The sequence below is a fragment of the Arthrobacter sp. Leaf69 genome, from assembly GCF_001422645.1.
In the GTDB taxonomy this organism is placed as follows: Bacteria; Actinomycetota; Actinomycetes; order Actinomycetales; family Micrococcaceae; genus Arthrobacter.
Genome location: NZ_LMLR01000014.1, coordinates 198729 through 216041, shown reverse-complemented (window position 1 = coordinate 216041; position 17313 = coordinate 198729). Strand labels below are relative to the sequence as shown.

Annotated in this window: 15 protein-coding genes and 2 riboswitches; of the genes, 12 read left to right on the top strand and 3 right to left on the bottom strand. The window is 67.9% G+C overall.

All coding sequences use genetic code 11. The features are described 5' to 3' along the window. Nucleotides 1-38: 38 nt before the first annotated feature. From ASE96_RS16255 to gatB, 4 genes are all read left to right on the top strand, one after another. Nucleotides 39-1481 carry a CitMHS family transporter gene (locus ASE96_RS16255; protein ID WP_056432872.1) on the top strand — a complete coding sequence of 481 codons (1443 nt, stop codon included), beginning with the start codon at nt 39-41 and terminating at the stop codon, nt 1479-1481. Between the two features lie 399 nt (nt 1482-1880). Continuing rightward, on the top strand, nt 1881-2177 hold the full coding sequence (gene gatC, locus ASE96_RS16250) for an Asp-tRNA(Asn)/Glu-tRNA(Gln) amidotransferase subunit GatC (RefSeq protein ID WP_056432749.1): 297 nt from the start codon (nt 1881-1883) through the stop codon (nt 2175-2177). Between the two features lie 4 nt (nt 2178-2181). Then, nucleotides 2182-3777, top strand: a complete 1596-nt coding sequence (gatA, locus tag ASE96_RS16245; protein ID WP_056432746.1) for an Asp-tRNA(Asn)/Glu-tRNA(Gln) amidotransferase subunit GatA — start codon at nt 2182-2184, stop codon at nt 3775-3777. Further along, a complete protein-coding gene (gene gatB, locus ASE96_RS16240; RefSeq protein WP_056432744.1) occupies nt 3777-5282 on the top strand; it encodes an Asp-tRNA(Asn)/Glu-tRNA(Gln) amidotransferase subunit GatB in 1506 nt (501 codons plus the stop codon). Before gatA ends, gatB begins: the two co-directional genes overlap by 1 nt. A gap of 3 nt (nt 5283-5285) precedes the next feature. On the opposite strand, the gene ASE96_RS16235 is transcribed toward gatB, so the two are convergent. Further along, on the bottom strand, nt 5286-6194 hold the full coding sequence (locus tag ASE96_RS16235; RefSeq protein ID WP_056432741.1) for a LysR family transcriptional regulator: 909 nt from the start codon (nt 6192-6194) through the stop codon (nt 5286-5288). Nucleotides 6195-6340: 146 nt separating this feature from the next. On the opposite strand from ASE96_RS16235, the gene tdh reads away from it, so the two are divergent. From tdh to hutI, 4 genes are all read left to right on the top strand, one after another. Further along, the gene (gene tdh / locus ASE96_RS16230) at nt 6341-7387 is read left to right on the top strand and encodes an L-threonine 3-dehydrogenase (protein WP_056432737.1); all 1047 of its coding nucleotides are present in this window, start codon (nt 6341-6343) and stop codon (nt 7385-7387) included. Nucleotides 7388-7437: 50 nt separating this feature from the next. Beyond that, nucleotides 7438-8646: a glycine C-acetyltransferase gene (locus tag ASE96_RS16225; RefSeq protein ID WP_056432734.1), complete on the top strand. Its 1209-nt coding sequence runs from the start codon at nt 7438-7440 to the stop codon at nt 8644-8646. Between the two features lie 82 nt (nt 8647-8728). Further along, on the top strand, nt 8729-9853 hold the full coding sequence (locus ASE96_RS16220) for an NAD(P)/FAD-dependent oxidoreductase (RefSeq protein ID WP_056432731.1): 1125 nt from the start codon (nt 8729-8731) through the stop codon (nt 9851-9853). 11 nt (nt 9854-9864) lie between these two features. Then, nucleotides 9865-11073 (top strand): imidazolonepropionase, encoded by a 1209-nt coding sequence (hutI, locus tag ASE96_RS16215; protein WP_056432728.1) that lies wholly within the window; start codon nt 9865-9867, stop codon nt 11071-11073. Between the two features lie 17 nt (nt 11074-11090). On the opposite strand, the gene ASE96_RS16210 is transcribed toward hutI, so the two are convergent. Further along, complete coding sequence (locus ASE96_RS16210; protein WP_235500302.1) at nt 11091-11771, bottom strand: histidine phosphatase family protein; 681 nt, start codon at nt 11769-11771, stop codon at nt 11091-11093. 77 nt (nt 11772-11848) lie between these two features. On the opposite strand from ASE96_RS16210, the gene ASE96_RS16205 reads away from it, so the two are divergent. Beyond that, nucleotides 11849-12631 carry a CPBP family intramembrane glutamic endopeptidase gene (locus ASE96_RS16205; protein ID WP_056432722.1) on the top strand — a complete coding sequence of 261 codons (783 nt, stop codon included), beginning with the start codon at nt 11849-11851 and terminating at the stop codon, nt 12629-12631. Between the two features lie 180 nt (nt 12632-12811). On the opposite strand, the gene ASE96_RS16200 is transcribed toward ASE96_RS16205, so the two are convergent. Then, on the bottom strand, nt 12812-13450 hold the full coding sequence (locus ASE96_RS16200; RefSeq protein WP_056432719.1) for a VOC family protein: 639 nt from the start codon (nt 13448-13450) through the stop codon (nt 12812-12814). A 204-nt stretch (nt 13451-13654) separates the two neighbouring features. Beyond that, nucleotides 13655-13770, top strand: a riboswitch (SAM riboswitch). 62 nt (nt 13771-13832) lie between these two features. Between ASE96_RS16200 and ASE96_RS16195 the strand changes: the two genes are divergently transcribed. The 3 genes from ASE96_RS16195 to ASE96_RS16185 all read left to right on the top strand — a co-directional run bounded on the left by ASE96_RS16195 (nt 13833) and on the right by ASE96_RS16185 (nt 17255). After that, on the top strand, nt 13833-15149 hold the full coding sequence (locus ASE96_RS16195) for a bifunctional o-acetylhomoserine/o-acetylserine sulfhydrylase (RefSeq protein WP_056432716.1): 1317 nt from the start codon (nt 13833-13835) through the stop codon (nt 15147-15149). A gap of 182 nt (nt 15150-15331) precedes the next feature. Then, a riboswitch (SAM riboswitch) is annotated at nt 15332-15447 on the top strand. An 11-nt stretch (nt 15448-15458) separates the two neighbouring features. Next, entirely contained in the window at nt 15459-16625 is a 1167-nt protein-coding gene (metX, locus tag ASE96_RS16190; RefSeq protein WP_056432713.1) for a homoserine O-acetyltransferase MetX, read from the top strand. Between the two features lie 90 nt (nt 16626-16715). Beyond that, nucleotides 16716-17255, top strand: coding sequence for a DinB family protein (locus ASE96_RS16185; RefSeq protein WP_056432710.1), 540 nt, complete (start codon nt 16716-16718; stop codon nt 17253-17255). Nucleotides 17256-17313 lie beyond the last annotated feature (58 nt).

Here is a 17313-nt window from a genome sequence, read left to right as displayed (position 1 = left end):
CACCGGGGTGGTGCGATTCAATGAAGAAGGAGCCGGCCGTGCTGGTATTACTAGGATTCGCCATGATCGCGGTGTTCATGGTGCTGATCATGACCAAAAAGCTGACGCCCGTGCTGGCGCTCATCATCGTCCCCACAGTCTTCGGACTCTTCGCGGGTGCAGGCCTCGGCATCGGCCCCATGGTCATGGACTCCATGAAGTCGATGACGTCCACCGCAGCCCTGCTGATGTTCGCCATCATCTACTTCGGCCTGATGATCGACGTCGGACTCTTTGACCCCCTGGTCCGCTTCATCCTGCGCAAGCTCGGCAACGACCCCGCCAAGGTGGTCCTTGGCACAGCCATCCTCGCTGCGGCAGTGTCCCTCGACGGCGACGGCTCCACCACCTTCATCCTCACCACCGCGGCCATGCTGCCCGTCTACCTGCGGCTCAAAATGAGCCCCGTGGTCCTGACCTGCGTAGCGGGCCTCGCCAACGGCACCATGAACATCCTGCCGTGGGGCGGCCCCACCGCCCGTGCCGCAACCGCGCTGAAGCTCGACGTCAACGATGTCTTCGTTCCGATGATCCCTTCGCTGATTGCGGGCCTCGTTGTGGTCTTCGCCTTCGCATGGCTCCTGGGCCTGCAGGAACGCAACCGGCTCCGTGCCGTGGCCCCGGAAATCTGGGATACCGATAACACGTTCGACGGCGGCACCGGCCGCACCGGCGGCACCGGCACCGGCCGCGCCGGCCGCTTCTCCGGCGAAACCCCCGCCGGCAACGGCTCGGTGGCTGTCCTGGAACGCACCGAAGTGCTCGTCGACGATCGCGATTCCGCCATGGCGGACACCGCACTGGACCCCAACCGTGCCACGCTGCGTCCCAAGCTGTTCTGGTTCAACCTCGGCCTGACGGTTGCGGTCATGGTTACTCTCGTCGCCAACATCATTCCGCTTCCGTTCGTCTTTATGGTGGGCGCCGCCATCGCGCTGCTGGTCAACTTCCCCAAGGTCAAGGACCAGGGTGCCCAACTGATCGCCCACGCCCCCTCGATCGTCGCCGTCGTCAGCATGGTCATGGCCGCCGCGGTACTCACCGGAGTCCTCAACGGCACGGGCATGGTCAAGGCAATGTCGGAATGGCTCGTTGCGATCATCCCCTCCGACATGGGTCCCTTCATGGCCATCATCACCGGCGTGCTGAGCATCCCGATGACGTTCTTTATGAGCAACGACGCCTTCTACTTCGGCGTCCTCCCGGTGCTCAGCGAGACGGCAGCCCACTACGGGGTCAGTGCCGCCGACATGGCGCGCGCCTCCATCACCGGCCAGCCCTTCCACCTGCAGAGCCCGCTGGTCCCCGCGATCCTGCTTCTGGTCTCCCTCGCCAAAGTGGACCTGGGCGACCACCACAAAAAGGTCCTCTGGCGCACCGCCGTCATCTCCCTGGTCATGCTGGGAGTAGGAGTCCTCACCGGAGCCATCGGCATCGGCTGACAAACCAACGAGCACCACAAGAACAAACAACAAGACTGTCGGGTCCGGAGATTTTCCGGACCCGACAGTCTCGTTTTGTTTGCTTCCGCATTCTGGAAGGCGAGAGAAGCACACCGGCGACGGGACGGACATCCGGAAGAGTGCGTCTAAGCGAGTGCCCCGCCGTCAGGGTTCCCTGCCCGAGGGGCCACGCCGGCGAGGGACCCGGCCTGAGCTTGCGAAGGCTGGGAGCCGGTGGGGACTTGCGAGGGGAGGGGGACGGTGGGGAGAACGAGCGAGCACGCGGAGGATCGTCCGGCCTGCCGCCGGAAGGCAGGAGGCGCCGCTAACGAGTGCGGAACAGCCGACCAAGACACGTAGACTGGGACGGAAAATAATCCGAACTTGCAGGGGAGATCCATGGCTGCGATCAACCGCGACGACGTCGCGCATCTCGCGCGTCTCGCGCACATCGAGATGAGCGCTGAAGAGCTGGACCGGATGGCCGGCGAACTTGCTGTCATCGTCGATTCAGTGAAGTCCGTCAGTGAAGCCGCCGGTGACGATGTCCCGGCCACGTCCCACCCGATTCCGCTGACGAATGTGTTCCGCGAGGACGTTGTGGGCCACACTTTCACCGCCGAGCAGGCACTCTCCGGCGCCCCCGATGCGTACGAAGGCCGCTTCAAGGTCCCGGCAATCCTGGATGAGGGCTAAGAACATGACTGAGAACAACGAACTGATCCGCTCCTCCGCCGCAACGCTCGCCGGCAAGCTGGCCGCCCGCGAGGTCACCGCCGTCGAGGTCACCCAGGCGCACCTGGACCGCATCGCCGCCGTCGACGGCAAGGTCCACGCTTTCCTGCACGTCAACACCGACGAGGCGCTCGCCGTCGCCGCCGAGGTGGACGCGATCCGTGCCGCCGGCGGTGCCGCTGCCGAAGAACTGCATGCCCTCGCCGGTGTGCCGATCGCCGTCAAGGACCTGATCGTCACCGTCGGCCAGCCCACCACAGCCGGCTCCAAGATCCTCGAAGGCTGGCACAGCCCGTACGACGCCACCGTCGTCCAGCGCCTCCGCGCCGCGAAGATGCCGATCCTGGGCAAGACCAACCTCGACGAATTCGCGATGGGCTCCTCCACCGAGCACTCCGCCTACGGCCCCACCCACAACCCCTGGGACCTGGACCGCATCCCCGGCGGCTCGGGCGGCGGATCCGCTGCCGCCGTCGCGGCCTTCGAAGCCCCGCTGGCCCTCGGCACCGACACCGGCGGCTCGATCCGCCAGCCCGGCGCCGTCACCGGCACCGTCGGCGTGAAGCCCACCTACGGCGGCGTATCCCGCTACGGCGCGATCGCCATGGCCTCCTCTCTGGACCAGATCGGCCCGGTCTCCCGCACCGTCCTGGACTCGGCGCTGCTGCACCAGGTCATCGGCGGGCACGATCCCTTCGACTCCACGTCGCTGCCGGACCCGCTGGAGGACCTCGTCGCCGCCGCGTCGATCGGCAACGTGCGCGGCATGAAGATCGGCATCATCAAGGAACTCCACGGCGAGGGCTACCAGGCCGGCGTCGAGAACCGCTTCAACGAGTCCCTCGAGCTGCTCAAGGAAGCCGGCGCGGAAATCGTCGAGGTCTCCTGCCCCAACTTCAAGTACGCCCTGGGCGCCTACTACCTGATCATGCCCTCGGAGGCGTCCTCCAACCTGGCCAAGTTCGACGGCGTCCGGTTCGGCCTGCGGGTCCTGCCCGAAGACGGCCCGATGACGATTGAACGCGTGATGGGCGCCACCCGCGCCGCCGGGTTCGGCGACGAAGTCAAGCGCCGCATCATCCTGGGCACCTACGCCCTGAGCGCCGGTTACTACGATGCCTACTACGGCTCGGCCCAGAAGGTCCGCACCCTGATCCAGCGCGACTTCGACGCCGCGTTCGCCAAAGCCGATGTGCTGATTTCCCCGACGGCGCCGACCACGGCGTTCAAGCTGGGCGAGAAGCTCAACGACCCGCTGGCGATGTACCTCAACGACGTCGCCACCATCCCCGCCAACATGGCCGGCGTCCCGGGGCTCTCCCTGCCCGGCGGCCTGGCTGACGAGGACGGACTGCCGGTGGGCGTCCAGCTGCTGGCCCCGGCCCGCCAGGACGCGCGGCTCTACCGGGTCGGCGCCGTGCTCGAATCACTGCTCGAGGCGCAGTGGGGCGGCCCGCTCCTGGATAAGGCTCCTTCCCTTACCGCTCCTTCACTTAACGATTCTTCTTCGGCTGCTACTTCAGCGGCTGGCGCCGCCCTGAGCCACGGAGGTTCCCACTAATGACTGACGCAACCCTCAGCTTCGAAGAGGCGATGGAGAAGTACGATCCCGTCCTGGGCTTCGAGGTCCATGTGGAGCTCAACACCAAGACCAAGATGTTCTCCTCCGCGCCCAACGTCTTCGGCGACGAGCCCAATACCAACGTCAACGAGGTGGACCTCGGCATGCCCGGCGTGCTGCCGGTGGTGAACCGGACCGCGATCGAATCCTCGATCAAGATCGGCCTCGCGCTCAACTGCAAGATCGCCGAGACCTGCCGCTTCGCCAGGAAGAACTACTTCTACCCGGACACCCCGAAGAACTTCCAGACCTCCCAGTACGACGAACCCATCGCGTACGACGGGTACCTGGACATCGAGCTCTCCGACGGCACCGTGTTCCGCGTCGAAATCGAACGCGCCCACATGGAAGAGGACGCCGGCAAGCTGACCCACATGGGCGGCGCCGCCGGCCGTATCCAGGGTGCGGACTACTCGCTGGTGGACTACAACCGCTCCGGCGTGCCGCTCGTCGAGATCGTCACCAAGCCGATCGAGGGCGCCGGCAGCCGCGCGCCCGAACTCGCCAAGGCCTACGTGGCCGCGGTCCGCGAAATCGTCAAGAACCTCGGCGTCTCCGACGCCAAGATGGAACGCGGCAACGTCCGCTGCGACGCCAACGTCTCACTCCGTCCGCACGGCCGCGAACGCTTCGGCATCCGCTCCGAGACGAAGAACGTCAACTCGCTGCGCGCCGTCGAGCACGCCGTCCGCTACGAGATCCAGCGGCACGCCGCCGTGCTGGACTCCGGCGAGCCCGTCATCCAGGAAACCCGCCACTGGCACGAGGACACCCGCTCCACCACCTCGGGCCGGCCCAAGTCCGACGCCGACGACTACCGCTACTTCCCGGAGCCGGACCTGGTGCCGATCGTCGCCTCCCGCGAGTGGGTCGAGGAGCTCCGGGCCACGCTGCCCGAGCCGCCGGCCGCCCGCCGCAAGCGCCTGCAGGCCGACTGGGGCTACTCCGACCTCGAGTTCCGCGACGTCGTCAACGCCGGCGTGATGGACGAGATCGAGGAAACCATCGCCGCCGGTGCCACCGCCACGGTGGCCCGCAAATGGTGGATGGGCGAGATCGTCGGACGCGCCAAGAACGCCGACGTCGATCCCGGCCAGCTCGGCGTCGCGCCGGCCACCATCGTGGAGCTGAACAAGATGGTCGAAGACGGCAAGATCAACAACAAGATGGCCACCGAGGTCCTCGACGGCGTGCTCGCCGGCGAAGGCACCCCGGCGGAAATCGTGGAGAAGCGCGGCCTCGCCGTAGTCTCCGACGACGGGCCCCTGCTCGAAGCCATCGATGCGGCCCTCGCCGCGCAGCCCGGCGTCGTGGACAAGATCCGTGGCGGCAAGATCCAGGCGATCGGCGCGATCGTCGGCGGCGTGATGAAGGCCACCCGCGGCCAGGCCGACGCCGGCCGGGTGCGCGAGCTGATCCTGGAGCGCCTCGGCGTCGAAGGATAGGTCCTAACCGCCCACCAAATCGGTCATGATGGTCTGCAGTGCTTCGCAGACCATCATGACCGATGTGCGTTTAAGGTTCTCCGGCCGGGCCAGGACGTCGATCCGGCGCCGGGTGCTGATGCCTTCGAGCGGCCGCAGCACAATGCCCGGGCTCAGCACCGGCCGCGCCGTGTACCGGGGCAGCAGCCCGATCACGTTCCCGGTGGCCACCAGCGCGGCCACGGTGGAGTAGTCGTTAATCCGGTGCACGATGTTCAGTTCCCGGCTGGCGACGGCCGCGACGGCGGAAAGCACGTCCGCGGGGGAGTATCCGGTGCGGCTGGTCACCCAGGGTTCCCCGACGACGTCGTCCGCCGTCACCGCCCGCTGGCCCGCCAGCCGGTGCCCGGCCGGCAGCGCGACGTCCAGCGGCTCGTGCGCGAGCGGGATCACCGCAACCCGCTCCTGGGGCCAGCGCGGGCTGTGGTCCATCCGGTGCGCCAGCACCAGGTCGTACCGGGCCGTCAGCGCCGGGAAGTCCTGCTGCGCCACATCTTCGTCGGAGAGCAGGATCCGCGGCTGCCCGGGCCCCGCCAGCAGCCGCGCGAGCGGCGCGAAAAGTGCCTGGCCCGCGCTGTGGAAGCCGCTCAGCGTCACCGCCGCCACGGGAGAGCCGTGATACGCGCCGATGGCCGTCCTCGCGTCCGCCATGGCGCTGACGACGGCGGCCCCGGCGTCCGCCAGCACCTGCCCTGCTTCCGTGAGGACCAGGTTGCGGCCATCCTTGCGGGTCAACGGGACCTCCACCGATTTCTGCAGCGCCGCCAGCTGCTGCGACACGGCGGAGGGGGTGACCAGCAGGGTTTCGGCGACCGCCTTAACGCTGCCGAGTGCCCCGAGTTCGCGGAGCATCTCAAGCTGGTGGATTTCCATGCCGACCAGTCTATGCGCAAGTAAAAGCTAAATCGTCGATTGAGAAAAACCCGGTTGTGCTAATGCTTTGCAGCGGCTCTAATGGGGTGAGTTGACCCACACCACCTGTCCACAGGGCGGGTGCACCCAGAAGTTAGGAAGGCCCCATGAAGGCTCTCTACAAGGCCGGCGCCCATGCAGGATTCGAACTCGTCGACCGTCCGGAGCCCGGGACCGGCGCCGGCGACGTCAAGATCCGCGTGATGACCACCGGCATCTGCGGCACCGACCTGCACATCCAGTCCTGGGACGCCTGGGCGCAGGGCATCATCAACGCCCCCCTGATCGCCGGCCACGAGTTCTACGGCGAGGTGGTGGAGATCGGCGAGGACGTCCTGGACGTCAAAGTGGGGGACCGCGTCTCCGGCGAGGGCCACATCGTCTGCGGCATCTGCCGCAACTGCCGCGCCGGCCGCCGGCAGATGTGCATCAACACCGTCAGCGTCGGCGTCCAGCGCGACGGCGCCTTCGCCGAGTTCGTCGTGATCCCCGAGACCAACGTCTGGGTCCACACCGACCAGTCCGTGACGCCGGAACTCGGTGCCATCTTCGACCCCTTCGGCAACGCCGTCCACACCGCGCTCAGCTTCCCCCTCGTCGGCGAGGACGTGCTGATCACCGGCGCCGGCCCCATCGGCCTGATGGCAATCGCCGTCGCCCGCCACGCCGGCGCCCGCAAGATCGCCATCACCGACGTCTCCGCCCCGCGGCTGGAACTGGCCCGCAAGCTCGGCGTCGACCTGGCGATCGACGTCTCGAGGATGCGGGTCAAGGACGCGCAGCGCGAACTGGGCATGCGCGAAGGCTTCGACATCGGCATGGAAATGTCGGGACACCCCACGGCCCTGCCTGAGATGATCGACAACATGAACCACGGCGGCCGGATCGCGATGCTGGGACTGCCCAGCCAGTCCATCGACATCGACTGGGGCAAGGTGGTCACGCACATGCTGACCATGAAGGGCATCTACGGCCGCGAAATGTTCGAGACCTGGTACGCCATGAGCGCCATGCTGTCCTCCAACCCGGTCCTGCACGCCAACATCTCCGCCGTCGTGACGGACACCCTTCCTGCCACCGACTGGGAGAAGGGCTTCGAGATCGCCCGCGCCGGCGTGGGCGGCAAAGTGGTCCTCGACTGGACCTGCTTCTAACCTCCACCGTTCCGGACCACCGACCCCCACCCGCTGAGGAGCGCACCGACATGTATTCAGCCATCAAGGACCAGCTGCAGCACGAACTGGACGAGATCCGCAGCGCCGGCCTGTTCAAGACCGAGCGGCACATCGACTCACCCCAGGCCAACCACATCAAAGCCGGCCAGATCGGCGAGTCCAGCGCGGATGTGCTGAACTTCTGCGCCAACAACTACCTGGGCCTCGCGGACCACCCGGACATCATCGCCGCCGCCAAGGCCGCGATGGACGACCGCGGCTTCGGCATGGCCAGTGTCCGCTTCATCTGCGGCACCCAGGACCTGCACCTGGCCCTCGAGGAACGCGTCTCCAGGTTCCTCGGCACCGAGGACACCATCCTGTTCTCCAGCTGCTTCGACGCCAACGGCGGCGTGTTCGAATCACTCTTCGGCCCGGAGGACGCCGTCATCTCCGACGCGCTCAACCACGCCTCGATCATCGACGGCATCCGGCTCTGCAAGGCCCAGCGCTTCCGCTACGCCAACCAGGACATGGCCGATCTCGAATCCAAGCTGATCGAAGCCACCACGCAGAAGAACCCGGCCCGCCGCAAGATCATCGTCACGGACGGTGTCTTCTCGATGGACGGCTTCCTCGCCCCGCTGGAAGCGATCTGCGACCTCGCGGAAAAGTACGACGCCCTGGTCATGGTGGACGATTCCCACGCCGTCGGTTTCATGGGCGCCACCGGCGCGGGTACCCCCGAGCACGCCGGCGTCTCGGACCGCGTGGACATCTACACCGGCACCTTCGGCAAGGCCCTTGGCGGTGCCTCCGGCGGCTACGTGTCCGGCCGCCGCGAAGTCGTGGCCATGCTCCGCCAGAAGGCCCGCCCGTACCTGTTCTCCAACTCGCTGGCCCCCGCCATCGTTGCGGCCACGCTCAAGGCCCTGGACCTCGTAGAGAACTCCGGCGAACTGCGCAGCAAGCTCTTCGCCAACGCGGAGCTCTTCCGCAGCCGCATGTCCGAGGAAGGCTTCGAGCTGCTCCCGGGCGAGCACGCAATTGTCCCGGTCATGTTCGGCGACGCCGTCATGGCCGCCAAGGTGGCCGACGCCATGCTGCACCACGGCGTCTTCGTGACGGCGTTCAGCTACCCTGTGGTGCCCAAGGGGGCCGCCCGGATCCGCGTCCAGCTCTCCGCTGCGCACAGCGCCGAAGACGTGGAGGCCTGCGTCCAGGCCTTCGTGCGCAGCCGCGCCGCCGTCGCCGGCTAAGCGGAGCTTCAGCGGCTGCGAAGAACCGAGGTTGCGGCGCCACAAACGGCGCCGCAACCGTTCCGTCTGCAAGGATGGACCCATGTCAGCTAATTACGATGTCGTGATTGTCGGCGGCGGGATCGCCGGCCTGTCCCTTGCCTCAGCCCTGGCCGGAAAATGCAGCGTCGCGCTGGTGGAAGCCGAGCAGACGCTGGCGTACCACACCTCGGCGCGCTCGGCCCGGCAGTTGATCCCCAGCTACGGCCCGCCCGCGGTCCAGGAACTCACGCTCCGCACCCTCGAATTGATCGCCGCCCAGGACGCCGGCCGGCCCGAACCCGTGCTCACACCGCGCAGCTTTATGCTGATCGGCGACGACGCAGCCGTCCGGGAACAGGCCAGCGGCCACATGCGGCCGATCACCCACGCCGAGGCCCTGGCCCTCTGCCCGGCCCTGCTCCCGGATTCCTTCGCCGCTGCCGGCCTGGATACCGGCTCCTTCGCCTGCAACGCGCCCCTGCTCCTCGAGGACCACCGCCGCCGCGCCGAAGCCGGCGGCGTGGACATCATCACCGGCGCCCGGGTGCACTCTGCCCAGCGCCTCGGCTCCGGCTGGGAACTCGGCGCCGGGCAGGAAGGCTTCCAGACCGCCGTCGTGGTCAACGCCGCGGGCGCCTGGGCCGACGAACTTGCCGTGCTCAGCGGTGTCGAGAAGGTCCAGCTGCAGCCGTACCGGCGCACGGCGGCGATCGTCGACGTCGAACACCCCCTCCCGGAGAGCTGCCCCATGGTGGCGGCCGCCGACGACTCGTTCTATTTCCGGCGCGACGGCGAACAGGTCCTCATCTCGCCGTCGGAGCACGAACCGAGCGGGCCCGAGGACGCGCAGCCGCACCCCGGTGACGTCGAGGCGCTGATCGCCCGGCTCAACACCCTCACCACGTTCGGCATCCGTGGCGTCCGCACCGCCTGGACGGGGCTGCGGACGGAAGCGGCCGACGGTGTACCGGTGGTGGGGTTCGACGCCGAGGCCCCCGGATTCTTCTGGCTCGCCGGCCAGGGCGGCTATGGCTTCCAGACGTCCTCCGGCATCGCCGAACTGGCCGCGGACCTCATCCTTGCAGGCCAGGGCCCCTCGGCGGTTCCGGGCGGGGCCCAAGCGGCCGGTCCGGCATCCCGGACAGCGGAGGCGCTGGCGGCGACCCGCTGGTCCATCCGGCGCTGAAGAATGGACTCATGAGCACCCTCATTACCAATATTGCCGAGCTGATGACCCAGGACGCGGATCAGCGGGTCCTGAAGAACGCTGCGGTGGTGGTCGAGGGAGAACGGATCTCCTGGCTCGGCCCCGCGTCCGAAGCCCCGGCCGCCGACGACGCCGTCGACGCCGGCGGCCGCGCCCTGCTGCCGGGCTGGGTCGATTCGCACACGCACCTCATCTTCGCCGGGGACCGGACTGCGGAGTTCGAGGCCCGGATGGCGGGGGAGAGCTACAGCGCCGGCGGAATTGCCGTGACCACCGGCGCCACCCGGAGCACCAGCGACTTCGACCTCACCCGGCTCGCCATGGGCCGGGTGTCCGAGGCCGTCTCGCAGGGCACCACCTACCTCGAAACCAAGACCGGGTACGGCCTGGACGTGGAGAACGAGGCCCGCAGCGCCCGGATTGCCTCCACCGTCGCGGACGAGGTCACCTACCTCGGTGCGCACCTTGTGCCCGCCGGCGCGGACGCCGAGGAATACACGGAGCTGGTGTGCGGCCCCATGCTGGCCGCCGTCCGGCCGTTTGTGCGCTGGGCCGATGTCTTCTGCGAACGGGGGGCCTTCACCGAGGACCAGTCCCGGCGCGTGCTCCAGGCCTGCCGGGACGCCGGACTGGGCCTGCGCGTGCACGGCAACCAGCTCGGCGAGGGGCCCGGCGTGCGGCTCGCCGTGGAATTCGGTGCGGCCAGCGTGGACCACGTCAACTACTTGTCCGCCGCCGACGTCGACGCCCTCGCGGCCAGCTGGTCCGGCTGGGACAGCGGCAGCGGCACCGGACGCGGCACCGTGGCCACGTGCCTGCCGGCCTGCGACCTGTCCACCCGCCAGCCGCTTGCGCCGGGCCGGGAACTGCTCGACGCCGGCGTGCAGCTCGCCCTGGCCTCCAACTGCAACCCGGGCACCTCCTACACCAGCTCGATGGCCTTCTGCGTCACCACCGCCGTGCTCCAGATGCACCTGAGCGTCCACGAGGCCGTGCGCGCCGCAACCTACGGCGGTGCCTTGGCGCTCGGCCGGGAGACCGGGAACGACGCCGACGGCGAACGCGCGGTCGGCTCGATCGCCGTCGGACACCGCGCGGACCTCCATCTGCTCAACGCACCGTCAGCCACGCACCTGGCCTACCGGCCCGGCATCCCGCTGACCCACGCCGTCTGGCGGGCCGGGGTCCGCGCCCGCTGACCCACCCGTTTCGTTCGTTAGAAGAACATCGGCGGGGCGTCCAGCACCGTCTCATCGACGCGGCGGGCCTCCCACTGGCTAAACGGCTTGTCCAGCTCGTACTTGCCCTCCCCGGTGCGGTACAGGGTCCGGACCTCGGCATTCTCCGGATTGTTGAGGGACTCGAAGTACTCCACGGACCAGTGGAACCAGCGCATGCAGAACAGCCGCATGGTGAGCCCGTGGGTGACGAACAGCGCGTTCGGGGCGTAGCTCGGTTTCGACCAGTGCCGGTACAGGGTTTCCATGAAGGATGAGATCCGATCATAGACATCGGATCCCGACTCGCCCTCCCGGAAGCGGTAGAAGAAGTGGCCATAGGCGTTCCGGAGTTCCTTCTGGTCCTCGATCTCACCGGCGATCTGGAAGTTGGCCCAGTCCTGCTCCCGCAGCCGCGGCTCCTCGATCACCCGCTCGACCAGGGGGCCGAGGTTGAGCGCCTCCAGGGTCTGGTAGGCCCGCAGGTACGGGGAGACATATACGCAGGCCTGCCGGCCGTCCAGCAGCCGCCGGACCTCCTCGCCGGCGGCCCGCGCCTGTTCCACGCCGAGTGCGGTCAGCGGAATCCGGTAATCGGGGACCCGGTTGTAGATCGAGGTGTCGGCGTTGGCGGCGGACTGGCCGTGCCGGATCATGATGATTTTCCCGGGCGCACTCATAAACCCCAAGCATAGGGCCCGGCGGTGTGGCGGCCCGGATTCAGGCAACTACCGGCAACTGCGGGCAAGATGGGACTATGTTGGTTCCCTCCCGCCGCCGGCTGCGGATTGAAATGTGGATTGTCCTGGGATTGTCCCTGGGCCAGTCGGCCGTGTATTCGGTGGTTCAGCTGCTGGACAAAATGACCAGGGCCCCGCTCGCGGAGGGGACTTCCACACTGAACCGCTCGCAAAGCAGCCGCGAGTACTTTGACCTCACCTACCAGCTGCTGGACATCATCTTCGCCCTGGTGCCCGTGGTCCTGGTGATCTACTTCCTGACCGAAAACCGGCCGTCCGGCCTGCCCGGGAGCAGCGGCCGCGGCATCACGGCCTTCCAGAGGCTCGGCCTCGATTTCGACCGGCCCGGCAGGGACCTGCTGCAGGCGTTCGGCCTGGCGGCGCTTATCGGAATCCCGTCGCTGGGCCTCTACGCCGCCGGCCGGGCGCTCGGCATCACGACGGCGATCATTCCCAGCGCGCTGGACGCGTACTGGTGGACAGTTCCCGTGCTGGTGCTCTCCGCGATCCGGCACGGGATCGTGGAGGAGGTGATCGTGGTGGGTTATCTCCTGGACCGGCTCGGGAAGCTCGGCTGGGCTACGCCCGCGGCGATCTTCGCCAGCGCCATGCTGCGCGGCAGCTACCACCTGTACCAGGGCTTTGGGCCGTTCATCGGCAACGCCATCATGGGCGTCATCTTCGCCGTGTTCTACACCAGGACCCGCCGGTTGATGCCGCTGGTGATCGCCCACGCCGTGCTGGACATTGTGGCGTTTGTCGGCTTCAGCCTCTTCGGCAGGGCCATCGGCCTGGGCTGAGCGTACACAAAACAACGCGGGTCACTTGTCACCCATCCGGAGCCCCTGGATGGACGCGATCTGACCCCGCGTAGCCTGTCACGGGCCGGCAACCCGTGCCGCTTAAAAGATTCGGCCGCCATCGGTGGGTGACGTCATTGGCACCCGCTGATGGCGGCCGAAGTGTGGGGCGGTGAAGGGTCAGATCGTGACGGCTCCGGAGGACGTCTCGAATGTGACCGAGAGGATGCCGGGTGTCCCGCGCGGAGCGAGCCAGTTCACGGCCACGTCTTCCAGCGGCTTCTCGACCGGGACACCGAGCCATTCGGTGACCCGCTCTGCCGAGCCTGCGATCGTGAGCGCGGACATCTTGACGTTGCTCTCGTAGGCCTTCGACGGGTGGAGTTCCGGGTCGCCTTCCCACTTCAGCATGTACGGAACCTGGGGATCGGCGATGAGCCCAAGGATGCCGATCTGCTTCCAGACGAGCTCGCGGCCGTCCGGGAACTTGCGGTTACCGTTGACGGCGGCGCGGCCCAGCCGCTCCTCGAACGGGGCCAGGTCGTCAACCTCGACGCACCAGCCCATCCAGCCGCCGCCTGCTTCGGAGCGGGCACGGACGGCCTGGCCGAAGGGGGCCTTGTCGGATGCCGGGTGGTTCAGGACCTCCACGACCTCGACGTATTTGTGTCCCGCGAGCGGGATGATCATGTTGCGGGTCCCGAATCGGGGGTGTACTCCGCCCTTCACGGCTTCGACGCCGAGGGCAGACGCAATTCGTTCGGTGGTGGCAGCGAGGCCATCTTGTTCACAGGCGTAAGAGACGTGATCCATGCGCATGCCCTCATCTTGGCACTTTGTGATGCGGCTCTCAGCTTAGGCTGGCCTAACCGTGATGGGATGTCATTTTCGGCGAGCGCCGGAGGGGGACTTTTCCGCGTCCTGACGGGGAACCAAGGGCCCCGGCAGGACGCACCGGGCGCCTGGCTTCATCTTCGTCACAAAGCTATCCACGGCCCCGAACCGGTTCCTAGACTGAGGTCAGGTCATGAGTGCCAGCACACAGCCCCGGCTTGCTGGCCGGCAACCCTCGTATCGCGGTGGGGTGCCCCGGGTGAAGACCTGGCCGTCCGGCACCCGCCGGAAGGCAAGCGCGGCGCCAGTGTTAACCGGTCCATGGAGTTCCGGAGCTGGTGTGCCCAGACCCTTAAGGAGTCTCACGATGTCCAATGCCTGGTCCTTCGAAACCCGCCAGATCCACGCCGGACAGGAACCGGACGGCGCCACCGGCGCCCGGGCGCTCCCGATCTACCAGACGACGTCGTTCGTCTTTCCCAGCGCCGAAAGCGCCGCCAACCGCTTCGCCCTCGCCGAACTTGCCCCCATCTACACCCGGATTGGCAACCCCACGCAGGACGCCGTGGAGCAGCGGGTGGCCAGCCTGGAGGGCGGGCTCGCGGCGCTGCTCCTGAGTTCCGGACAGGCCGCGGAGACCTTCGCCATCCTCAATGTCGCCGAGGCCGGCGACCACGTGGTGGCCAGCCCCAGCCTGTACGGCGGCACCTACAACCTGCTGGCGCACACCCTGAAGAAGTTCGGCATCACGGTGACGTTCGTGGAGGACCCGGATAACCTGGCGCAGTGGCGCGACGCCGTGCAGCCCAACACCAAGCTGTTCTTTGGCGAAGTGGTCTCCAACCCGCGCCAGGACGTCCTGGATATTGAGGGCATCTCAAAGGTTGCGCACGAGGCCGGTGTCCCGCTCATCGTGGACAACACCCTCTCCACGCCGTACCTCATCCGTCCCATCGAGTGGGGTGCGGACATCGTGGTGCACTCCGCCACCAAGTACCTCGGCGGCCATGGCGCCGCGATCGCCGGCGTGATCGTGGACTCCGGCAACTTCGACTTCGGCGCGGATCCGGAGCGGTTCCCGGGCTTCAACACCCCGGACCCCACCTACAACGGGCTGGTCTACGCCCGGGACCTGGGCAAGGACGGCGCCCTGGGCGCCAACCTCTCCTACATCCTCAAGGCACGCGTGCAGCTCCTGCGCGACCTCGGCTCGGCAGTCTCGCCCTTCAACGCCTTCCTCATTGCCCAGGGCATCGAGACCCTGAGCCTGCGCGTGGAGCGGCACGTCGCCAACGCCACCAGGGTGGCCGAATGGCTCGAAGCCAGGGACGACGTCGAATCGGTCGCCTACGCGGGGCTGCCGTCGAGCCCCTGGTACGAGCGCGGCCGCAAGTACGGTCCCCGGGGGACCGGCGCCGTCGTGGCCTTCAATATCGGCGGGGGAGCGGAGGCCGGGAAGCGCTTTGTCGATGCCCTGGAGCTGCACTCCCACGTGGCGAACATCGGTGACGTGCGCTCGCTTGTCATCCACCCGGCGTCGACCACGCACAGCCAGCTCTCGGCGGAACAGCAGGCCGTTGCGGGCGTGAACCCGGGCCTCGTGCGTCTCTCCGTGGGCCTGGAACACATCGACGACATCCTCGCGGACCTCGAAGCCGGATTCCGGGCGGCCAAGAACGCCTGAGACACGTTAACGCCGAATTTCCCCACCTTTGCGGGCATGACGCCGGGAATCGCCGAGACCTCGGGGCGGCCCGCCGGACACGGCCTTCGAAGGTGGGGAAACTGCGGTGCTGGCGCGTACGGCTGTCACATGGAAGTCACAATCTTCGCCATTCCGCCGCCGTGTTTCGTAGACTCAGTGCAGGTCATGAGTGCCAGCGACAGCCCCGGCTTGCTGGCCGGCAACCCTCCTTTTGCGGCGGGGTGCCCCGGGTGAAGACCTGGCCTGCCGGTCAGCTGACGGTGGGCAAGCGCGAAGTTAGGTCCTCACATGACGATTGCCGTCACCCGCCAGGGTGCACCCGTAAACACGACCTCCCACCCCCAGGCAGTCCCTGTCTCCGAAGGCGCTGTCCTGGATGGAACAGTCCAGTACCTCCCGATCGGCGACCTGGACCTCGAATCCGGCGCCCGGTTGCCGGACGTCACCCTCGCCTATGAGACCTGGGGGACCCTCAACCCGGACGGCTCCAATGCGGTGCTGATCGAACACGCCCTGACCGGGGACACCCACGTCACCCGGGGCGCCGGCGAGGAACCGGGCTGGTGGGAGCAGCTCGCCGGCCCCGGTGCCCCCGTGGACACGGACAAGTACTTCGTTGTCTCGATCAACATCCTTGGCGGCTGCTACGGCTCGACGGGACCCTCGACGCCGGCACCGGACGGCCGGCCCTGGGGCTCCCGTTTCCCGTTGGTCACCCTGCGGGACACGACGGCGGCCGAGGCCAGGCTGGCAGACGCGCTGGGCATCCGGAGCTGGTACGCCGTGCTTGGCGGTTCGCTGGGCGGAGCGCGTGCCCTGGAGTGGGCCGTCAGCTACCCGGACCGGGTCCGGCGCTGCGGCGTGTTTTCGGTGGGGGCCAGCAGCACCGCGGAACAGATTGCCTTCGCCCAGGCCCAGACGCTTGCCATCCGGCAAGACCCCAATTTCAACGGCGGCGACTACTACGGGGGCCCGCAGCCGGAAGCAGGCCTGGCGCTGGCCCGGCGGATCGCGCACATCACCTACCGCTCCGCCGCGGAGCTGGACGGACGGTTCGGCCGGAAGGCCCAGGACCCGGAGGCACCGCTGGAAGCCGGTTCGCTCGCCGGGCGCGGGCGCTACCAGGTGGAGAGCTACCTTGACCACCAGGGCAACAAGCTCGTCCGCCGCTTCGACGCGAACAGCTACATCGCCATCACCGAAGCGCTGATGAGCCACGACATCAGCCGGGGCCGCGGCGCCCTCGCGGACGCCCTGGCTCCGGCAACGGCGGAATTCCTGCTGGCAGCCGTCGACTCGGACCGGCTCTACTTCCCGGCCCAGACCCGCGCGCTTGCGGCCGCCCTGCCGGGCGAGGTTGCCGTGCACACCATCGAGGCGCCGATCGGGCACGACGGCTTCCTGACGGAGATCGGCCAGCTCACCAACCAGCTCCGGCAGCACTTCTTCGGCTAGGCGGGCGGCGGGCCTTTGCGTGACCGGCCGGCAGAACAGCGTCGGGCCCGGACTTCCACTGACGCGAGTCCGCCGGTAGGCTCACGGCGCATGATCACCATCGATGAACAGGGACGTCCGGAACCTCCCCTTGCGGCCGATGAGGCCGCCACACTCCTGGGTTTCCTCGACTACCAGCGGGCCACCCTGGAGTGGAAGTGCGCCGGCCTTGATGCCGCCGCCCTGGGCGCGAAGACCGCCGTCTCCACCTTGACCCTGGGCGGGCTGCTGAAGCATATGACCTATGTGGAGGACAGCTGGTTCTCCCACTCGTTGCATGGGCAGGACCGGCAGCCGTCGTGGAACGCGGTGGATTGGAAGGCGCAGCCCGACTGGGAGTTTGACTCCGCCGCCGAGGACTCCGCCGACGACCTCCGCGGACGCTGGCAGGACGCCGTCGAGCGCTCGCGCTCCCTCGTGGCCGAGACCCTGGCCGGGGGAGGTCTGGACTCGCTGGCCAGGCGTGCATGGTCCGACGGCGGGGTGCCAAGCCTGCGCTGGATTATGTGCCACATGATCGAGGAGTACGCCCGGCACAACGGCCATGCCGATCTCCTGCGCGAATCAGTGGACGGAAGCGTCGGGGAATGAGCCCGGTTGTGCATTTTTGCAGATGCGCTCTGCACTAATGGCCGTTGAGGCCCGGGGC